17 protein-coding genes and 1 other annotated feature are annotated in these 18,227 nt (G+C 44.4%); of the genes, 14 read left to right on the top strand and 3 right to left on the bottom strand.

Going from position 1 to position 18,227, the window contains the following annotated elements:
- Window positions 1-26: 26 nt before the first annotated feature.
- The 3 genes from AUL54_RS04925 (at window position 27) to AUL54_RS04915 (ending at window position 2,814) form a co-directional block, all read left to right on the top strand.
- Window positions 27-977 (top strand): ABC transporter permease, encoded by a 951-nt coding sequence (locus tag AUL54_RS04925; RefSeq protein ID WP_045925327.1) that lies wholly within the window; start codon window positions 27-29, stop codon window positions 975-977.
- 21 nt (window positions 978-998) lie between these two features.
- Window positions 999-1,913, top strand: a complete 915-nt coding sequence (gene opp4C / locus AUL54_RS04920; protein WP_060963091.1) for an oligopeptide ABC transporter permease — start codon at window positions 999-1,001, stop codon at window positions 1,911-1,913.
- Between the two features lie 148 nt (window positions 1,914-2,061).
- A complete protein-coding gene (locus tag AUL54_RS04915) occupies window positions 2,062-2,814 on the top strand; it encodes a YjbA family protein (protein ID WP_016938238.1) in 753 nt (250 codons plus the stop codon).
- 31 nt (window positions 2,815-2,845) lie between these two features.
- Here the strand turns inward: AUL54_RS04915 and trpS are convergent, their stop codons facing one another.
- Complete coding sequence (trpS, locus tag AUL54_RS04910) at window positions 2,846-3,838, bottom strand: tryptophan--tRNA ligase (protein WP_060963090.1); 993 nt, start codon at window positions 3,836-3,838, stop codon at window positions 2,846-2,848.
- Window positions 3,839-3,893: 55 nt separating this feature from the next.
- Window positions 3,894-4,106: a binding site (T-box leader), on the bottom strand.
- 477 nt (window positions 4,107-4,583) lie between these two features.
- Between trpS and AUL54_RS04905 the strand changes: the two genes are divergently transcribed.
- From AUL54_RS04905 to spx, 8 genes are all read left to right on the top strand, one after another.
- On the top strand, window positions 4,584-6,218 hold the full coding sequence (locus AUL54_RS04905) for a peptide ABC transporter substrate-binding protein (RefSeq protein ID WP_060963089.1): 1,635 nt from the start codon (window positions 4,584-4,586) through the stop codon (window positions 6,216-6,218).
- 106 nt (window positions 6,219-6,324) lie between these two features.
- Entirely contained in the window at window positions 6,325-7,260 is a 936-nt protein-coding gene (locus AUL54_RS04900) for an ABC transporter permease (protein WP_016938235.1), read from the top strand.
- Window positions 7,261-7,263: 3 nt separating this feature from the next.
- The gene (oppC, locus tag AUL54_RS04895; protein WP_049628257.1) at window positions 7,264-8,181 is read left to right on the top strand and encodes an oligopeptide ABC transporter permease OppC; all 918 of its coding nucleotides are present in this window, start codon (window positions 7,264-7,266) and stop codon (window positions 8,179-8,181) included.
- A 12-nt stretch (window positions 8,182-8,193) separates the two neighbouring features.
- Window positions 8,194-9,270 (top strand): ABC transporter ATP-binding protein, encoded by a 1,077-nt coding sequence (locus tag AUL54_RS04890; RefSeq protein WP_060963088.1) that lies wholly within the window; start codon window positions 8,194-8,196, stop codon window positions 9,268-9,270.
- On the top strand, window positions 9,263-10,180 hold the full coding sequence (gene oppF / locus AUL54_RS04885; RefSeq protein ID WP_060963087.1) for an oligopeptide ABC transporter ATP-binding protein OppF: 918 nt from the start codon (window positions 9,263-9,265) through the stop codon (window positions 10,178-10,180). The genes AUL54_RS04890 and oppF overlap by 8 nt, the downstream gene beginning before the upstream one ends.
- A gap of 105 nt (window positions 10,181-10,285) precedes the next feature.
- Window positions 10,286-11,473, top strand: a complete 1,188-nt coding sequence (locus AUL54_RS04880) for a putative glycoside hydrolase (protein ID WP_082761606.1) — start codon at window positions 10,286-10,288, stop codon at window positions 11,471-11,473.
- Between the two features lie 117 nt (window positions 11,474-11,590).
- Entirely contained in the window at window positions 11,591-12,169 is a 579-nt protein-coding gene (locus AUL54_RS04875; RefSeq protein ID WP_045925331.1) for a GNAT family N-acetyltransferase, read from the top strand.
- Window positions 12,170-12,347: 178 nt separating this feature from the next.
- Entirely contained in the window at window positions 12,348-12,743 is a 396-nt protein-coding gene (gene spx / locus AUL54_RS04870) for a transcriptional regulator Spx (RefSeq protein WP_003327578.1), read from the top strand.
- Window positions 12,744-12,800: 57 nt separating this feature from the next.
- Here spx and AUL54_RS04865 read toward each other — a convergent pair whose 3' ends face one another.
- Complete coding sequence (locus tag AUL54_RS04865; RefSeq protein WP_060963085.1) at window positions 12,801-13,457, bottom strand: TerC family protein; 657 nt, start codon at window positions 13,455-13,457, stop codon at window positions 12,801-12,803.
- A 275-nt stretch (window positions 13,458-13,732) separates the two neighbouring features.
- Here AUL54_RS04865 and mecA point away from each other — a divergent pair, with 275 nt between their 5' ends.
- From mecA to pepF, 3 genes are all read left to right on the top strand, one after another.
- On the top strand, window positions 13,733-14,389 hold the full coding sequence (mecA, locus tag AUL54_RS04860; protein WP_060963084.1) for an adaptor protein MecA: 657 nt from the start codon (window positions 13,733-13,735) through the stop codon (window positions 14,387-14,389).
- A gap of 150 nt (window positions 14,390-14,539) precedes the next feature.
- Window positions 14,540-15,700 carry a competence protein CoiA family protein gene (locus tag AUL54_RS04855; RefSeq protein WP_060963083.1) on the top strand — a complete coding sequence of 387 codons (1,161 nt, stop codon included), beginning with the start codon at window positions 14,540-14,542 and terminating at the stop codon, window positions 15,698-15,700.
- Window positions 15,701-15,928: 228 nt separating this feature from the next.
- A complete protein-coding gene (gene pepF, locus AUL54_RS04850; RefSeq protein WP_099745180.1) occupies window positions 15,929-17,758 on the top strand; it encodes an oligoendopeptidase F in 1,830 nt (609 codons plus the stop codon).
- A 34-nt stretch (window positions 17,759-17,792) separates the two neighbouring features.
- On the opposite strand, the gene AUL54_RS21465 is transcribed toward pepF, so the two are convergent.
- Window positions 17,793-17,960 (bottom strand): hypothetical protein, encoded by a 168-nt coding sequence (locus AUL54_RS21465; RefSeq protein WP_016938224.1) that lies wholly within the window; start codon window positions 17,958-17,960, stop codon window positions 17,793-17,795.
- Window positions 17,961-18,227: the final 267 nt, after the last annotated feature.

Genomic DNA, 18,227 nt, shown 5'->3' with positions numbered 1-18,227 from the left:
ATCCTATTTAAAAAGGGGACAAGAATATGGTTACATATATTTTACGGCGAACATTAATGTCCTTGCCGATTCTCTTAGGCATTACAATTTTGTCGTTTGCCATCATGAAAGCAGCGCCGGGAGATCCGATGTCACTTATGATGGACCCTACAATCAGTCAAGCGGACAGGGCGAAATTCATTGAAAAATACGGATTGAACGATCCGGAACCGGTTCAATATGTGAAATGGCTGGGGAATATGCTGCAAGGCGATTTCGGGACTTCTATTGTGAAGAAAGGCACCCCTGTTTCTGAACTTATCTTATCCCGCTTACCGAATACGATTGTGCTTATGCTTTTCTCAACCCTTGTCGCTCTTCTGATTTCTATTCCATTTGGTGTTTTGTCAGCGAAACGTCCTTATTCAAAATTGGATTACGGGATAACTGTTACTTCATTCTTAGGGCTTGCTATTCCGAATTTTTGGTTCGGTTTGATTTTAATTATGGTTTTATCTGTGAATCTTGGGTGGTTTCCCACTGGCGGAGTAAGCACTTTGAATGCTGACTTTAACATATTTGACCGTTTGCATCATTTGATTCTGCCTGCTTTTGTGCTCGCAACGGCAGACATGGCTGGAATAACGAGATACACAAGATCCAGTATGCTTGATGTGTTAAAACAGGATTATATACGCACGGCGCGTGCGAAAGGATTCAGAGATAATAAAGTGATTTTTAAGCACGGTTTGCGAAACGGACTTCTTCCTGTCATCACTATTTTTGGTCTGATGATACCGTCATTTATCGGGGGAGCGGTAGTGGTAGAACAGATTTTTACTTGGCCGGGTCTCGGCAAATTGTTTATTGATTCAGCCTTTTCACGAGATTATCCGGTTATCATGGCCATGACGGTCATTTCAGCTGTTTTGGTTGTAGTGGGGAATTTAATTGCAGACATCTTATATGCGTTGGCTGACCCGCGTATTGAATATTAACTAAGAGAGGTGAGAGGTCAAATGTTACAGCCAAATACCGGCACACCCCCCAGTGAAATAAAATTAAAAGAAAATATTCAATCCAAACCGGAAACAATGACTAAGATTTTTTTCGAAAAGTTCTTTCAAAACAAACTTGCTGTAATCGGAGCCGTTATATTAACCATCATCATTTTGTCAGCTTTATTCGCTTCGGTAATCGCTCCTTACTCTCCAGAGAGTCAATCTCTTGTCAATCGTTTGAAGCCGCCGAGTTTAAAACATCTAATGGGAACTGATAAATTCGGAAGAGACATCTTTACGAGGGTTCTGTACGGGGCGCGCGTTTCCTTGCTTGTCGGATTCGCATCTGTGATCGGTGCAATTACAATCGGAACTGTTGTCGGAGCTGTTGCCGGTTATTTTAAGGGGATTGTCGATGCCGTTCTCATGAGAACTGTGGATATCGTATTATCCATACCTGATATATTTTTGCTTATTACACTTGTTACGATTTTTCAGCCCGGAATGGATAAATTAATTTTAATTTTCTCCCTTACAGGCTGGACAACAACAGCACGTCTTGTGCGAGGGGAGTTTTTATCGCTTCGTTCCAGAGAATTTGTACTGGCTGCAAAGACGATCGGTACAAAAAATCATCATATTATTTTTTCTCATATATTGCCGAATGCGCTTGGGCCGATTATTGTCTCGGCCACATTAAAGGTCGGAACGGTTATTTTGGCAGAATCTACATTGAGTTATCTCGGTTTCGGGATTCAGCCGCCGATCGCAAGCTGGGGGAATATGCTTCAGGATGCTCAAAACTTTACGATTATGATTCAGGCTTGGTGGTACCCGTTATTTCCAGGGTTGTTGATTCTTCTTACTGTATTGTGCTTCAACTTTGTCGGAGACGGGCTGCGTGACGCGCTTGATCCGAAAAATGTGAAATGATCTCCCGGACGGAACGGGAGATTTTTTTTGTTGCGATGCAAGGGGAAATCCAGCCCCCTCTTGAGGAAATCTCATATCAAAATGGAATAATTTATCTATCCCTTGCCTATACTGTGGACAACAGTTTTTATAAAGTGAGGGGTCGAATATGTTATTTCTTCATGATGTGTGGGTCAATTGGTTTGAAGGGGAAGAGAATGGCTACAATGTATGCCATTTTCACGAATGGCGGAAGGAAGACACGGTTGAGCTTTTGGATCAGACGCCGCTGCTCAGAGTGCCGTCGGTATTATTTCATTACATAGAAAACGACTTATCAGAGCTTCCGAAAGAGCTGCTGGAACAAGTGCATCAAAAGTCATATGTGCGAAAAAATCATGAACGGACGAAGCTTGAGTACTGTTTTGTCGTGACTGACGGAATCGGCATCATTGCCGTGGATACGATCGGGTATACCATTCCGGTCAGAAAGAGCCGCCTGATTCCGAGGCAGGAGCAGCTTGTTTATGAAATGGTAAAGGATGTAGAGCCGGAATCGTTTCAATTTGAGCCTGCACAATTGGAGTCTTCAAAGGAATATCACATTTTATCATTGGCGCCGGAGCATGTCAGAGGGCTGACAAGAAAAGAACGGCAGATCAAGCAGCTGATGTTTATGGCGCTTGACCAGCTTAAAGGGCTGAAGAACCGCGCGGAAATAGTGTATTGGTACACGGAATGGAATCCGCATATGTACGAGCAGATCAAACGGATGAGCTTTGAAGAGATTTGGGACATGCTTTATAATGAAACAATCGAAGGCTGGTCAGACAAGCATCTTGCGTTCTGTGAAAATTTGATTAAAGGGCAGCCGTTTTTCGAAAAGCTTTGGGAAATGGAACAGGAATCAAAAGTGAACTAAAAAGAGGCGGGGATCATCCCGCCTCTTTTCTTTATCTTCTTTTCCGTCCGAGACCCATGGCGTTCTCCATTTTTTTCACCATTTTGCCGGCGGTTTTGTTTGCGCGTGCTGCCCCTTCGTCGAGAATGCGGTCAAGCTCGTCGCTTTCAATTAATTCACGATAGCGCTCTTGGATCGGTGACAAAGCGCCGATAACGACTTCGGCTAAATCGCTTTTGAATTCACCGTAACCTTTGCCTTCATATTTTGCCTCTAATTCTTCAATTGATGTGTTTCCTAAAATAGAATAGATCGTCAAAAGGTTAGAAACACCCGGTTTGTTTTCTTTATCATACTTTACAATGCCTTCCGAATCAGTCACGGCGCTCTTGATTTTCTTTTCAAGCTGTTTCGGCTCATCAAGCAGCGTGATGTATGCCTTTTGGTTCGGGTCTGATTTGCTCATTTTTTTGAGCGGATCAGCCAGTGACATGATGCGTGCGCCTGTTTTAGGGATTTTCACCTCAGGAATCGTGAAGATGTCATTGTATTTCTTATTGAAGCGCTCTGCCAGATTGCGGGTCAGTTCAAGGTGCTGTTTTTGGTCTTCTCCGACCGGAACAAGGTCCGTGCCGTACAGTAAAATATCACCGGCCATCAGCGGCGGATATGTTAACAGTCCTGACACGACGGCTTCTTTGCCTTTTGACTTATCTTTAAATTGCGTCATCCGCTCAAGCTCGCCGATATATGCGACACATTGGAGCATCCACCCCGCCTGGGCATGAGCGGGAACCTCTGACTGGATAAAGAGGGTCGCTTTCTCGGGGTCAAGTCCGACGGCCAGGTAAAGAGCCGCCAGATTGCGGATGTTCTTCCGCAGCTCAAGCCGATCCTGCGGAACCGTAATTGCATGCTGATCGACGATGCAGAAATATCCGTTGTAATCATGCTGCAAATCGACAAATTGCTTCATGGCGCCGATGTAGTTGCCGAGGGTAACGGAGCCGCTCGGCTGAATGCCTGAAAAAATCGTTTTCTTCATAGTTCTTACCTCATTTCTTAAAACATAATAAAAAAAGCCCATTCTTCCCGTAGAAAAAAGGGACGAATGAACCGTGGTGCCACCCTGATTATTCCATTACAATGGAATCGCTCGAGACGTTGGTAACGGAGGCTGCTCCGGCTGGGCCTACTTTACGTTCGGTCAGCTGCTCAGAAGTCCATTCCACAGGGCCCGTTACCTGCTCCCAGCACCGCAGGCTCTCTTCAAACGGGTTGATATGTGTACTACTCTTCATCATAGCAATCACAACAAAATGTTCTTTGATTGATCTATTATAAATCAATTATAGCCAAATGTCATCAGAAGAATACAAGCTTATTTCCAATTTGCTTAAGGGCTGAAAATCCACAAAAAGAACTGAAAATGCCTAAATGATAACGGATATCAACATTTCGTATAACGAATATTATATGTAAAAAGCAATATGAACTGGAAATTACAATAAAAATATTTAGTTAGGTCATGCTTTAAACTATAGAAGTGTATCACCTTTTTGGCAGAAAAACTGACCAAATTTAAATATTTTAAATTGAGAAAATAGTATTGCAATAAATTATTCATTTCATTATAATGAACTTGTTCACTCTATTGTTACAGCTTCTTTACATAAAATAATCAGAAAAGACGGAACACAATTAAAGTTTAGAAAAATATTACGTTATTTTGTCTGATATTTCTGAGTATTTAGTAGTAAAGGCTGAAAATTTGATTAGGGGGTTAGTGCATGAAAAAGCGTTGGTCTATTGTAGGTTTGATGCTTATCTTCTCGCTTGTGTTAAGTGCGTGCGGCGGATTCAGCGGCGGATCAGGAGACGGTAAAAAAGACACCAAAGGACAGACTACACTTAATATCAATATTAAAACTGAGCCGTTTTCAATGCATCCGGGATTAGCGAATGATTCCGTTTCAGGAGGCGTAATCCGCCAGATTTATGAAGGATTGACACGCGTAAACTCCAAAGGTGAGCCTGAAGAAGGAATGGCATCTAAAATTGAAACAAGCAAAGACGGAAAGACCTATACATTTACGATTCGTGACGGTGCGAAATGGTCTAACGGCGACCCCGTGACTGCGCAGGATTTTGAATATGCATGGAAATGGGTGCTTGACCCGAACAACGAATCACAATACGCTTATCAGCTCTACTACATCAAAGGCGCTGAAGCCGCCAATACAGGAAAAGGCAAGCTTGATGACGTAGGCGTAAAAGCCGTAAATGACAAAACATTAAAGGTTGAACTGAACAACCCGACACCTTACTTCCTGCAATTAACTTCATTCTATACGTATATGCCGATCAACAAGAAAATTGCTGAAAAACATAAAAACTGGAACACAAACGCAGGTGAAAATTACGTGTCAAACGGCCCGTTCAAAATGACGGCCTGGAAACACAGCGGTTCTATCACGCTTGAAAAGAACGATCAATATTGGGATAAAGACGCTGTGAAATTGAAGAAAATCAACATGGTGATGATTAACAATGACAACACCGAACTGAAAAAATTCCAGGCCGGTGAGCTTGACTGGGCAGGAATGCCGCTCGGCCAGCTTCCGACCGAATCTCTGCCGACTTTGAAAAAGGACGGATCGCTCCATGTTGAACCGATCGCAGGTGTGTATTGGTACAAATTCAACACAGAAGCGAAACCGCTGAACAATGTTAACATCCGTAAAGCCCTTGCTTATGCGATCGACCGCTCATCTATCGTGAAAAATGTGACGCAGGGGGAACAAATCCCGGCCATGGCTGCAGTGCCGCCGTCAATGAAGGGATTCGAGGATAACAAAAAAGGCTATTTCAAAGACAATGACGTCAAAACAGCAAAAGAATACTTAAATAAAGGACTGAAGGAATTAGGAGTCAAGAGCGTCTCTGACCTTCCGGCAATCAAATTGTCCTACAATACGAATGATGCGCATGCGAAAATCGCGCAGGCCGTACAGGAAATGTGGAAAAAGAACTTAGGTGTCAAAGCTGAGCTTGATAATTCCGAATGGAATGTGTACATCGATAAGCTGCACAGCCAAGATTATCAGGTCGGGCGTATGGCCTGGTTAGGCGACTTTAATGATGCAATTAACTTCCTTGAAGCCTATCGCGATAAAGATGGGGGAAACAATGATACAGGATGGGAAGACCCTGAGTTTAAAAAGCTGCTGAACCAATCTCAGCTTGAAACGGATCCGGATAAACGTATCGAAGAGCTGAAAAAAGCAGAAAAAATCTTTATGGACGCAATGCCGGTCGCGCCAGTTTACTTCTATACAGATACTTGGGTGCAGGATAAAAACCTCAAAAATGTAATCTTGACCGGAACAGGTGACGTTTTCTTCAGAAACGCTTCTTTTGAATAACAGGCGGTTCTGAAAACAAAAGACCCAAGGTATATGGGGAGGATGTCCCCGTATACCTTTCTTGCTTATTAAGTTTAAAATGGTAAAAAATATGGAGGTGTTCACCTTGCTGAAATACATCGGTAAACGATTCATTTACATGATCATCACGCTGTTTGTGATTGTCACCGCCACTTTCTTCTTAATGCAGGCAGCCCCGGGCGGACCATTTTCCGGCGAAAGAAAGCTGACGCCTGAAATTGAAGCAAACTTAAACGAACACTATGGTCTGGACAAGCCTCTTTTCGTTCAATATGTCAGCTACTTAAAATCTGTAGCGATGTGGGACTTTGGGCCTTCTTTTAAATATAAAGGCCAAAGCGTTAATGATTTAATCAATTCCGGCTTCCCCGTCTCATTCACTCTCGGTGCAGAAGCAATTCTCCTCGCATTAGCGTTTGGTGTGCTTTTCGGGGTGCTGGCTGCCCTGTACCATAATAAATGGCAGGATTATACCATTGCGATTTTAACGATCTTTGGGATCTCAGTTCCGAGTTTTATATTGGCGACGATTTTGCAATATATTTTCTCCATTAAATTAGAACTGTTCCCGGTCGCGGGGTGGGAATCCTGGGCATACACCTTTCTGCCCTCCATTGCGCTCGCTTCCATGCCGATGGCGTTCATTGCCAGACTCTCCCGTTCAAGCATGATTGAAGTGTTAAACAGCGATTACATACGGACTGCAAAAGCAAAAGGCCTTTCCCGGCCGTCAGTCACAGTGCGCCATGCGCTTCGAAACGCGCTTTTGCCCGTCGTGACATATATGGGGCCGATGGCGGCATCCATTTTAACAGGAAGTTTCATCATTGAATCGATTTTCGGAATCCCCGGTTTAGGCGCGCATTTTGTAAACAGCATTACAAACCGTGATTATACGGTCATTATGGGAGTTACCGTGTTCTTCAGTGTGATCCTGCTTTTATGCGTATTGATTGTAGATGTGCTGTACGGATTAATCGATCCGAGAATCAAGCTTTCTAAAGCAAAGAAAGGAGCCTAGACCATGCAGAACATTCCTAAAAATATGTTTGAACCAGCTTCAGCTAATGCCGGCGATGCCGAAAAAATAAGTAAAAAAAGCCTTTCCCTCTGGAAAGACGCCATGCTCCGCTTCCGCAGCAATAAGCTTGCGATGGTCGGATTGGTACTGATCGTTCTTATTATTCTTATGGCGATTTTTGCTCCTATTTTTTCAAAATATGATTATGCGACTACCAATCTATTAAATGCTGATAAAGCACCGTCGAAAGATCATTGGTTCGGCACGGATGACCTTGGAAGGGACATATTTGTCCGGACATGGGTGGGCGCGCGGATTTCCATCTTTATCGGTGTCGCAGCTGCCGTGCTTGATTTATTAATCGGCGTAATCTGGGGCAGCATTTCCGGATTCCGCGGCGGACGCACAGATGAAGTGATGATGCGCATCGCCGACATTCTGTGGGCTGTTCCTTCATTATTAATGGTGATTCTACTGATGGTTGTTCTGCCGAAAGGGTTGCTGACCATTATCGTCGCCATGACGATCACGGGCTGGATCAATATGGCGAGAATCGTCCGCGGACAGGTGCTGCAATTAAAGAATCAGGAGTATGTGCTTGCTTCACAGACACTCGGTGCCAAAACCGGCCGGCTTTTGTTTAAGCATATTGTCCCGAATGCGATGGGATCTATACTTGTAACGATGACACTCACGGTTCCGACGGCGATTTTTACAGAAGCGTTTTTAAGTTATTTGGGGCTTGGCGTACCTGCGCCGCTCGCGAGCTGGGGGACGATGGCCTCAGACGGATTGCCTGCATTAACCTATTACCCTTGGCGTCTGTTCTTCCCTGCAGGATTTATCTGCCTGGCGATGTTCGGCTTTAACGTTGTCGGCGACGGGTTAAGAGACGCGCTGGATCCTAAGTTACGCAAATAAGGAGTGATATGAGTGACACGCTTGCTAGAAGTAAAAGACTTAGCCATTTCATTTAAAACATACGGCGGAGAGGTACAGGCAATCCGCGGCGTGAATTTCCATTTGAATAAAGGAGAGACGCTGGCGATCGTAGGGGAGTCAGGTTCCGGAAAAAGTGTGACATCTCAGGCGATTATGAAGCTGATCCCGATGCCTCCGGGCTATTTTAAAAGAGGACAGATTCTTTTTGACGGGCGCGATATCGTGCCGATGTCCGAAAAAGAAATGCAGGCCATCAGGGGAAGGGAAATCGGAATGATTTTCCAAGATCCGATGACCTCTCTGAACCCGACGATGAAAGTCGGCAAACAAATTACGGAAGTGCTTTTCAAACATGAAAAAATCTCAAAAGAAGCGGCGAAAAAACGCGCCATAGAGCTGCTTGATCTCGTCGGAATCCCGATGCCTGAAAAACGGGTCGGCCAATTCCCGCATGAATTTTCAGGCGGTATGAGACAGCGCGTCGTCATCGCGATGGCGCTTGCGGCAAATCCGAAGCTGTTAATTGCCGATGAACCGACAACAGCACTTGATGTGACGATTCAGGCGCAAATCCTTGAGCTGATGAAAGATCTGCAAAAGAAAATTGATACGTCTATCATTTTCATCACGCACGATCTCGGCGTTGTCGCCAATGTCGCCGATCGGGTCGCCGTCATGTACGCGGGTCAGGTGGTTGAATCGGGCACGGTGGATGAAATCTTTTATGATCCGCGCCATCCGTATACGTGGGGACTGCTTGCCTCAATGCCGAGTCTGGACAGCACAGATCAGGAAAAACTGACGGCCATTCCGGGCACGCCGCCTGATCTCACAAACCCTCCGATAGGGGACGCATTTGCGCTCCGCAGCTCGTATGCGATGAAAATTGACTTTGAACAGGAACCGCCGATGTATAAAGTGTCCGACACGCATTTTGTAAAATCATGGCTTCTGCATCCTGATGCGCCTAAGGTCGAGCCGCCAGAAGCGGTGAAGGCTAAAATCCGTCAGCTGCCGAATACGTATCAGCAGCCTGTTTTAATGAAGGAAGGTGAAAAAAATGACTGAGAAACTGCTTGAAATCAAACATTTACAACAGCATTTTTTTACGCCGAAAGGAACGGTAAAAGCCGTAGATGATTTATCATTTGATATTTATAAAGGCGAAACGCTCGGCCTTGTCGGAGAATCGGGCTGCGGTAAATCAACGACGGGACGCAGTATCATCCGGCTGTATGAGGCAACCGGCGGGGAAGTTCTCTTTAACGGGGAAAATGTCCACGGGAAAAAATCCCGCAAGAAGCTGCTGGAGTTTAACCGGAAAATGCAGATGATTTTCCAAGATCCGTATGCTTCGTTAAATCCGAGAATGACAGTCGCCGACATTATTGCCGAGGGAATAGATATTCACCGCCTGGCCAAAACGAAAAAAGAGCGGATGCAGCGGGTTCACGAACTGCTGGAAACGGTCGGTTTAAATAAAGAGCACGCCAACCGCTATCCGCATGAATTTTCGGGCGGGCAGCGCCAGCGTATCGGAATCGCCAGAGCATTGGCGGTTGATCCGGAGTTTATCATTGCGGACGAACCGATTTCGGCGCTTGACGTTTCCATTCAGGCGCAGGTCGTCAATTTAATGAAAGAATTGCAGCAAGAAAAAGGGCTCACTTATCTGTTTATCGCCCATGATCTATCAATGGTCAAATACATCAGCGACCGCATCGGCGTCATGTATTTCGGAAAATTGGTGGAGCTTGCGCCGGCGGATGAGCTTTACGAAAACCCGCTTCACCCTTACACGAAATCATTGCTGTCCGCTATCCCGCTCCCTGATCCGGACTATGAAAGAAATCGCACGCGAAAGAAGTACGATCCGTCCATTCATCAGCTCCAAGACGGAGAAAAGATGGAATTCAGAGAAGTGAAACCGGGACACTTTGTCATGTGCACAGAAGCTGAATTTAAAACCTATCTATAAACCTATCATCCTCCAAGACTCAGTCTTGGAGGATTTTTTGCGCACATTCAAGTTTATTCAGCCTGCTCCCGTTTTTCTATAATGGAAAAAAAGGGGGAGATCAGTATGAAAACCATTTTGTGCGCCTTTGCGGCGGGACTGTTTTTCAGTGCAGCCGCTTATCCGGCACAGGCGGCTGTAAAAGAAGAGCAGCCGTTTGTAAAAATTGCGCTGACTGAAAAAGAGCTGCCAAAAGCAAATGAGAGGTTTGCTTATCCGTCAGGGCTGCATTTTACACATCCTGATAAGGTCCGGGGCATTTACGTCACAGGACATTCAGCGGGAGGGAGCAAATTCGGGGAGCTGACAGACTTTGTGGACAAATCGAAGCTCAACACAATGGTGATTGATGTGAAGGACGACAACGGAAATCTTACCTTTAAACCGGACGGTCATTCTGAGTATGACAAAATCGCCAAACCGTACATCAAAGACCCAAAAAAGATGATGAAAAAGCTGGAGGAAAAAAAGATCTATCCGATCGCGCGTATTGTCGTATTTAAAGACAGCGAACTCGCGAACAAAAAGCCGGAGTGGTCCTTTAAAGAAAAAAACGGAAGTGTTTGGAAAAACGGCCGCGGCGAATCGTTCGTCAATCCGTTTATGAAAGAAGTATGGGATTATAATGTAAAGATTGCAAAACAAGCTGCGAAAATGGGTTTTCAGGAAATTCAGTTTGATTATGTCCGTTTTCCTGAAGGGTTTGAAAAACGTGATGGCGAACTGACATACGGACACGGCGATTACGGAAAAACAGCAGACAGCAATGTGCAAAAACGCGTTCATGCCGTCACCGATTTTGTCGGATATGCGAAGAGAAAACTCAAGCCGTATGGCGCAAATGTGTCGGTTGATATTTTCGGCTATTCTGCCACACTGCCGGAAGCGCCTGGGATCGGCCAGAATTTCAGCAAAATTTCAGAACAGGTCGATGTCATTTCATCCATGATTTATCCGAGCCATTGGACAAGCTATTTCGGCATTGATAAACCGGATCTTGAGCCTTACAATGTCGTCAAAGAATACGCGAAGGTGGAAAATAACAAACTGTCTAAGCTGAAACACCCGCCTGTGTCGCGCCCGTGGCTTCAGGACTTCACGGCTTCTTATCTTGGCAGCGGAAATTATCAAAAGTACGGGAAAAGCCAGGTGGAAGACCAGATTAAAGCGCTGCATGATGAAGGAATTGACGAATTTTTATTATGGGATGCGGCAAACCGTTATACAAAAAATGTCGATTACACACCATTTTAAAAAAATTGAAACCATGTCAAAGGGTCACACGTCTTAATAGATGTAAGATTGTTTAAACAATCGGAAATGGGGTATATCTAAAAGTGTGAAGACAACGAACCCATAAGGAGCAAATGAATGAACTGGTACGAAAAGCTGAGTGAATATTTTCCGATTGAAGAAATGAAATCAAAAGCGCATATGGAAGCTCTGTTAAAGGAGCGAAGCGATGTTTATCATAAAGAAGAAGGGCAGTACCACGTGCTGATGTATGCGGAATTTGACTCTTTCATCTTTATTGATTACCTGTTTGTGTCGAAGAAATCCAGAGGACAAGGTCTCGGAAGCAAGCTGATCGGCAGGCTGAAAAAGAAAAACAAACCGATTCTTCTTGAAGTGGAGCCTGTTGACGAGGATGACACGGACACACAGAAACGCTTGCGTTTTTATCAAAGAGAGCATTTCAAGCACGCACAGTCAATCGGGTATCGGCGCCGGTCATTGGCTACGAATGAAGTGAACAAAATGGAGATTCTGTACTGGTCGCCTAAGACGGAATCAGAAGAAGAAATGTTTGAAGCGATGAAACAGACATATGAAAACATTCACACTTATAAAGATGAAAAATGGTACGGAGAATCATACGAAAAAACGGATGAAGTTCTCAAAGTCATTGAGGAGAACAAACGAAAAAACATTTTCGATCAGCTGAGCTAATTGAGAATGGGAAATAATCCGCAAAACGTAAATTTGCCGGATTGACACATTTTTTTCTCAGGAGACTGTTCATACTTACTTTTTTATAGTATAATACCTATAAAGATTCCTTTTTTAAAGTCATTTCAATTTGAGAATACAAACATGTTCATCCTACTAATTAGAGGAGTGAAGATTAATGGTTACATTATACACATCACCTAGCTGTACGTCATGCAGAAAAGCAAGAGCTTGGCTTGAGGAGCACGAGATTCCGTTTGAAGAAAGAAACATTTTCTCTGAGCCGTTATCAATTGATGAGATCAAGCAGATTCTGCGTATGACTGAAGACGGTACGGATGAAATTATCTCTACCCGTTCTAAAGTATTCCAGAAACTGAACGTAAATGTTGAATCAATGCCGCTTCAAGACTTGTACACTTTGATCAATGAGCATCCGGGACTGCTCCGCCGTCCGATCATCATTGATGAAAAACGTCTGCAAGTCGGCTATAACGAAGATGAAATCAGACGATTCCTGCCTAGAAAAGTACGTTCTTTCCAATTAAGAGAAGCACAGCGTCTGGCTAACTGATATAAGCCTACGATAAGCATGGAAAAAGCCCAAAACCGTCGCGGTTTGGGCTTTTTATTATTTTTCAGTCTGCTGATAAATCATACTGGCGAGGATGACAAAAGCGACGGTCAAAATCGGCAGCATCATCTGTATAGTGCCGTGTTCTGCCATGAAAAAAGACAGCTTGCTATCCCCGGCAATCATTTCACCGCCGGTAAATGCGAGAAGGCCGCTTCCGGCGTACATCAGTAAAGGCATTTTCTCCATAGCGGCATGAACGAGCTTGCTGCCCCAAATGATAATCGGCACCGAGATGAAAAGCCCTATCACTACAAGCGTCAGCTCACCGTGAGAAGCGCCGGCTACTGCGATGACATTGTCAAGAGACATAAAGATATCAGCCAAAACAATTGTGCGGATGGCTTTCCAAAGGGAAGAACTGCTTTTCACATGCTGTGCATCTTTCTTCTCAATCAGAAGCTGATAGCCGAGATACAATAAAAACACACCGCCTGCGCATTGTAAAAAAGGAACATTCAATAAATAGACCGCGGCGCTCGTCAGTGCGATTCTCAAGACGACTGCGATAAACGTTCCGAAAAGGATCGCTTGCTGCCTTTGTTTATGCGCCAGATTCCGGCTGGCCATCGCGATGACGACGGCATTGTCACCGCCGAGAATGAGATCAATTCCGATAATGAGCAGAAGGGACAGCAGGTAATCGTGCGGCATGGTAACACCTCGCTTATAGATCGGTTGCTTGTACAGCTAATATATGAAGCAGTGCGCCATTTATGATGGGAACCGGGAGAAAGCCTGTTTTTCGGCGTGAAAATGCTTTTTTATTTCTTTTATAACTGTTTTATCATAAAATAGAAATATACAGAATTTGTGCTGTCTTCTATAAGGTTAAGATGTGGACGGAATGGGTAAAGTGTAGTAAAGTACTATTCATCGGGAGCTTAGATGTCCCTTCAACATCTTATAAAGAAGGGAAGGTTGGCAAAATGGAAATAGAAAGAATTAACGAGCATACTGTAAAATTTTATATGTCTTATGGTGATATTGAAGATCGCGGTTTTGACAGAGAAGAAATCTGGTACAATCGCGAGCGCAGTGAAGAACTGTTCTGGGAAGTCATGGATGAAGTTCATGATGAAGAGGAATTCGCTGTCGAGGGTCCTCTTTGGATTCAGGTTCAGGCATTGGACAAAGGACTGGAAATAATCGTAACAAAAGCCCAGCTTTCCAAGGACGGACAAAAACTCGAACTGCCGATCCCGGAAGATAAAAAACAAGAGCCGGCAGATGAAAATCTCGATGCTTTACTTGATGATTTCCAGAAAGAAGAGCAGGCCGAGAGCCAGGAAGATAAGGAGCAAAAGCTTCAGTTCACTTTGCGGTTCGATGATTTTGAGGATCTCATCTCGCTATCAAAATTGAATCTTAACGGAATTAAAACGACCCTGTATTCGTTTGAAAACCGATATTATTTATATGCAGATTTTTATGAGCAAACTGATGAAGAGGTTGAAAATCAGCTAAGCATCCTGTTGGAGTACGCGCACGAATCGTCAGTCAGCATTCACCGTCTTGAAGAATACGGAAAATTGGTGATCGCTGATCATGCGTTATATACGATAAAAAAACACTTTGCATCATAAAAAACCGATTTCTCTCAGCAGAAATCGTTTTTTTTTGTTCTGAATGACATGATAAACGGCTGAAAACCCCCTAACGGCTCTCACCCGCAAACAGGATTATGCCTTCTTTCTGCTGAATACATCAAGATTCAGGAAAGGAGAAGATGCAACATGTTCAGTGCTGTGAATGCCGACGGCCGGCTCATTCAGCTGGCCGGAAACTATTCAAAGGAAAAGGCGGCGGAACTGAGAAAAAAGCGCTGGTTCTGCCCCGTGTGTAAAAGTGAGCTTGATATCAAACTGGGACGGGAGAAACTGCCGCATTTCGCCCATAAAAAAAGCAGGCTCTGTCCGGGAGAATCCGAGCCTGAAAGCGAATACCATCTGGAAGGAAAAAGACAGCTTTTTCTCTGGCTTAAGGCACAAGGGTGCACCGTCAGCCTAGAGCCGTATCTGACTTCCGCAGGTCAGCGGCCTGACTTGACCGCTGAAAATGGAAAAGAGAGGCTGGCTATTGAATTTCAATGTGCGAACCTTTCGGCAGACTCTTTAAAGAGCCGGACGGCAGGCCTGAAAAACGCCGGATACCGGCCGGTCTGGATCATCGGGGCAAAACGCCTGAAACGGCTGGCTGCGCATTTTTTCCGGCTTTCTGCATATCACTGGCAGTTCTTTGAAGTCAATTCATTTTCAGCCTTGATGTTTTACTGCCCCGACGCCCGCTCCTTTTACAAACTGCATTCCATCACCCCGTTTTACACCGGCTATTCTTATGCCGGCTTAACCACGATCCCACTTCACAAAGCAAACCTGAAAGACATTTGTCATCGGGAAGAGCGGCACAGCGTCAAACTTTCCTCTTGGAGACGCGCCGTAGCCGGCTTCCGCACAAAAAGCGGCCGGTTTTTATCTGAGGATGCCGGTCTCATCCGGCGGCTTTTTTACGAGAGACACCAGGTTGCATTTCCTTTTCTACCTTCTGAAGTGTTTATTCCCGTTTCAGCGGGATTTGTGTTTGCAAGTCCCGTTTTCGTGTGGCAGGGCCATTTATACTTGCGGCTTGCGGAGCTTTTTGAAAAAGGAGCACCGATCCGATTATCCGGCATGATTCAAAATGTACGGCATAACATCCGCCGTCAGGAAATCCGGATGCGGTACGATTCTCACGAACATCTTATCGGAATGGCTGTGAAACAATATGCGGATTTCTTATGCTTGCAGGATTTTTTAAGGGAAACTGAGAATGAAGTATATATGCCCTCATCTCAACAGAAGCGTCCTCAAACGGCTGAAGAGCTGCGTCAGCGGGATCGGCTCTTTTTTGGGGAATGAGAATGCGTCATTTCGTTCACCCTAACGTCAAGGTGGTGGCTGAATGTGAAGGGCGTACGGGCATTTTGTTTTCGTTTTTTCACTGGATTATTGGTATGCTTGGTCTTATATGCCGCATATGATTTGACAAAAGGCAGTGAAAAGCCGGAAGATAATCACAACACAAGTTTTTGGAGAAACAATCGTTTTTTCAATTGGCTTGAAGTAAAGAAAACGAGGGGGATCACCATGACTGAGGAAAATAAAGCAGCACAGCTGCCTGACAGAAGTGAAGTAAAGGCAGAGCATACATGGAGACTAGAGGATATTTTTCCTAGTGATGAGGCCTGGAATAAAGAATTTCAAGCGGTTAAAGAATTAATTCCGAATTTATCTTCCTTTAAAGGCACGCTTGCTCATTCAGCCGATAATTTATACGCGGCGCTTACCGCACAGGATGAAGTGACGAGCCGTCTGGGGAAACTTTATGCATACGCGCATATGCGTTCAGACCAGGATACGGGAAATTCTTTCTACCAAGGGCTGAACGACAAAGCCGCAAGTCTGTATTCTCAGGCTGCCAGCGCGACTGCTTATATTGAACCGGAAATTCTGGCGATTCAGGAGGACAAGCTGCATCAGTTTATTCTGGAAAAAGAGGAGCTGAAGCTTTATTCCCATGCAATTGAAGAAATTACAAAACAGCGTCCGCACGTGCTGAGTGAAAGAGAAGAGGCCCTGCTTGCGGAAGCGTCAGAAGCGCTGTCTTCGCCTTCCAATACATTCAGTGTGTTAAATAACGCTGATATTACGTTTCCGTCGATTAAAGATGAAGACGGCAAGGAAACTCAAATCACACACGGCAACTTTATTAATTTTCTGGAAAGCAGCGACCGGGAAGTCCGTAAAAACGCCTTTAAAGCCGTATATAAAACATACGGACAGTATAAAAACACAATGGCGACTACACTCAGCGGCACTGTGAAAAAAGACAATTTCTACGCCCGCGTGAAAAAATACAAATCAGCACGGGAAGCGGCTTTATCCAATAACAGCATCCCTGAAGAAGTTTATGATAACCTGATCAAAACGATCAATAAACACCTTCCGTTATTACACCGTTACATTGATCTGCGGAAAAAGGTGCTCGGCCTTGATGAAGTCCATATTTATGACCTGTACACACCGCTTGTAAAAGATTCGGGAATGAAGGTCACATATGAGGAAGCAAAAGATTATATGCTCAAAGGGCTTGCTCCGTTAGGCGAGGAATACGCGTCTATTTTAAAAGAAGGACTTGAAAACCGCTGGGTCGATGTATACGAAAACAAAGGAAAACGCAGCGGTGCTTATTCGTCCGGTACATACGGCACGAATCCGTACATCTTGATGAACTGGCATGACAATGTCAACAACCTGTTTACGCTCGTTCACGAGTTCGGCCATTCCGTGCACAGCTATTATACGAGAAAATATCAGCCGTATCCGTACGGAAACTACAGCATTTTTGTCGCTGAAGTCGCTTCTACGACCAATGAAGCGCTGCTTGGTGAATACATGCTGAACAGCTTAAAAGATGAAAAACAGCGTCTGTACCTGCTCAACCACATGCTTGAAGGTTTCAGAGGCACAGTCTTCAGACAGACGATGTTCGCTGAATTTGAGCATCTGATTCATACGAAAGCGCAAGAAGGCGAGCCGCTGACGCCTGAACTGCTGAGCAAGCTTTATTATGATCTCAATAAAAAGTATTTCGGAGACAACATGGTGATTGATAAAGAAATCAGCCTGGAATGGTCAAGAATTCCGCATTTCTATTACAATTATTATGTGTATCAATATGCGACAGGCTACAGTGCGGCCCAAGCGCTGAGCAGCCAGATCTTAAAAGAAGGCAAGCCTGCGGTTGAGCGTTATACCGAATTCTTAAAAGCGGGAAGCTCAGAATACCCGATCGACATACTGAAAAAAGCGGGAGTCGATATGACATCGCCTGAACCGATCGAGGCGGCCTGCAAAATGTTTGAAGAGAAACTGAATGAAATGGAAGAACTGCTTTCGAAAGTGAACCCTTCATAATAGAAAAAGCCTGTGCAGAAGATGCGCAGGCTTTTTAAAATCCTTTAAACGTTTTTCGGTGATTCAGCCGGTACAGGGCAAATAATATCGACAGAAACAGCAGGGGAGATGTGATGTAAATCGGCAGCATGTGCATCATGGCCAGCAGATTTAAAAAGAAGAAAAACACAATCATTCCGATGGTCAGTACGGTGCGAAGCATGTATGTCCCTCCTTCTTTTACATTGATATATTCTATGAAAACAAGCAGTCAGTTATGTTTTGTGACAAAAATATGAACATTAAGCTTATGGGTTGTCAAAACTCGACAAGATTTGATATGATAAGGATGTGAAATTGATCACAAACAAACATTACCCCTTTGTTTGACCGTGAAAAATTTCTCCCATCCCCTTTGTTGTCGTTAAGACATATGAAACCGCGCTTATCCCGGCGCGGTTTCTTTATTTGCACAAAAAAAGCCGGCTCC

Origin of the sequence: Bacillus sp. SDLI1 (assembly GCF_001553895.1) — a bacterium.
Classification (GTDB): domain Bacteria; phylum Bacillota; class Bacilli; order Bacillales; family Bacillaceae; genus Bacillus; species Bacillus siamensis.
This window is presented reverse-complemented; position numbering and strand designations above follow the sequence as displayed.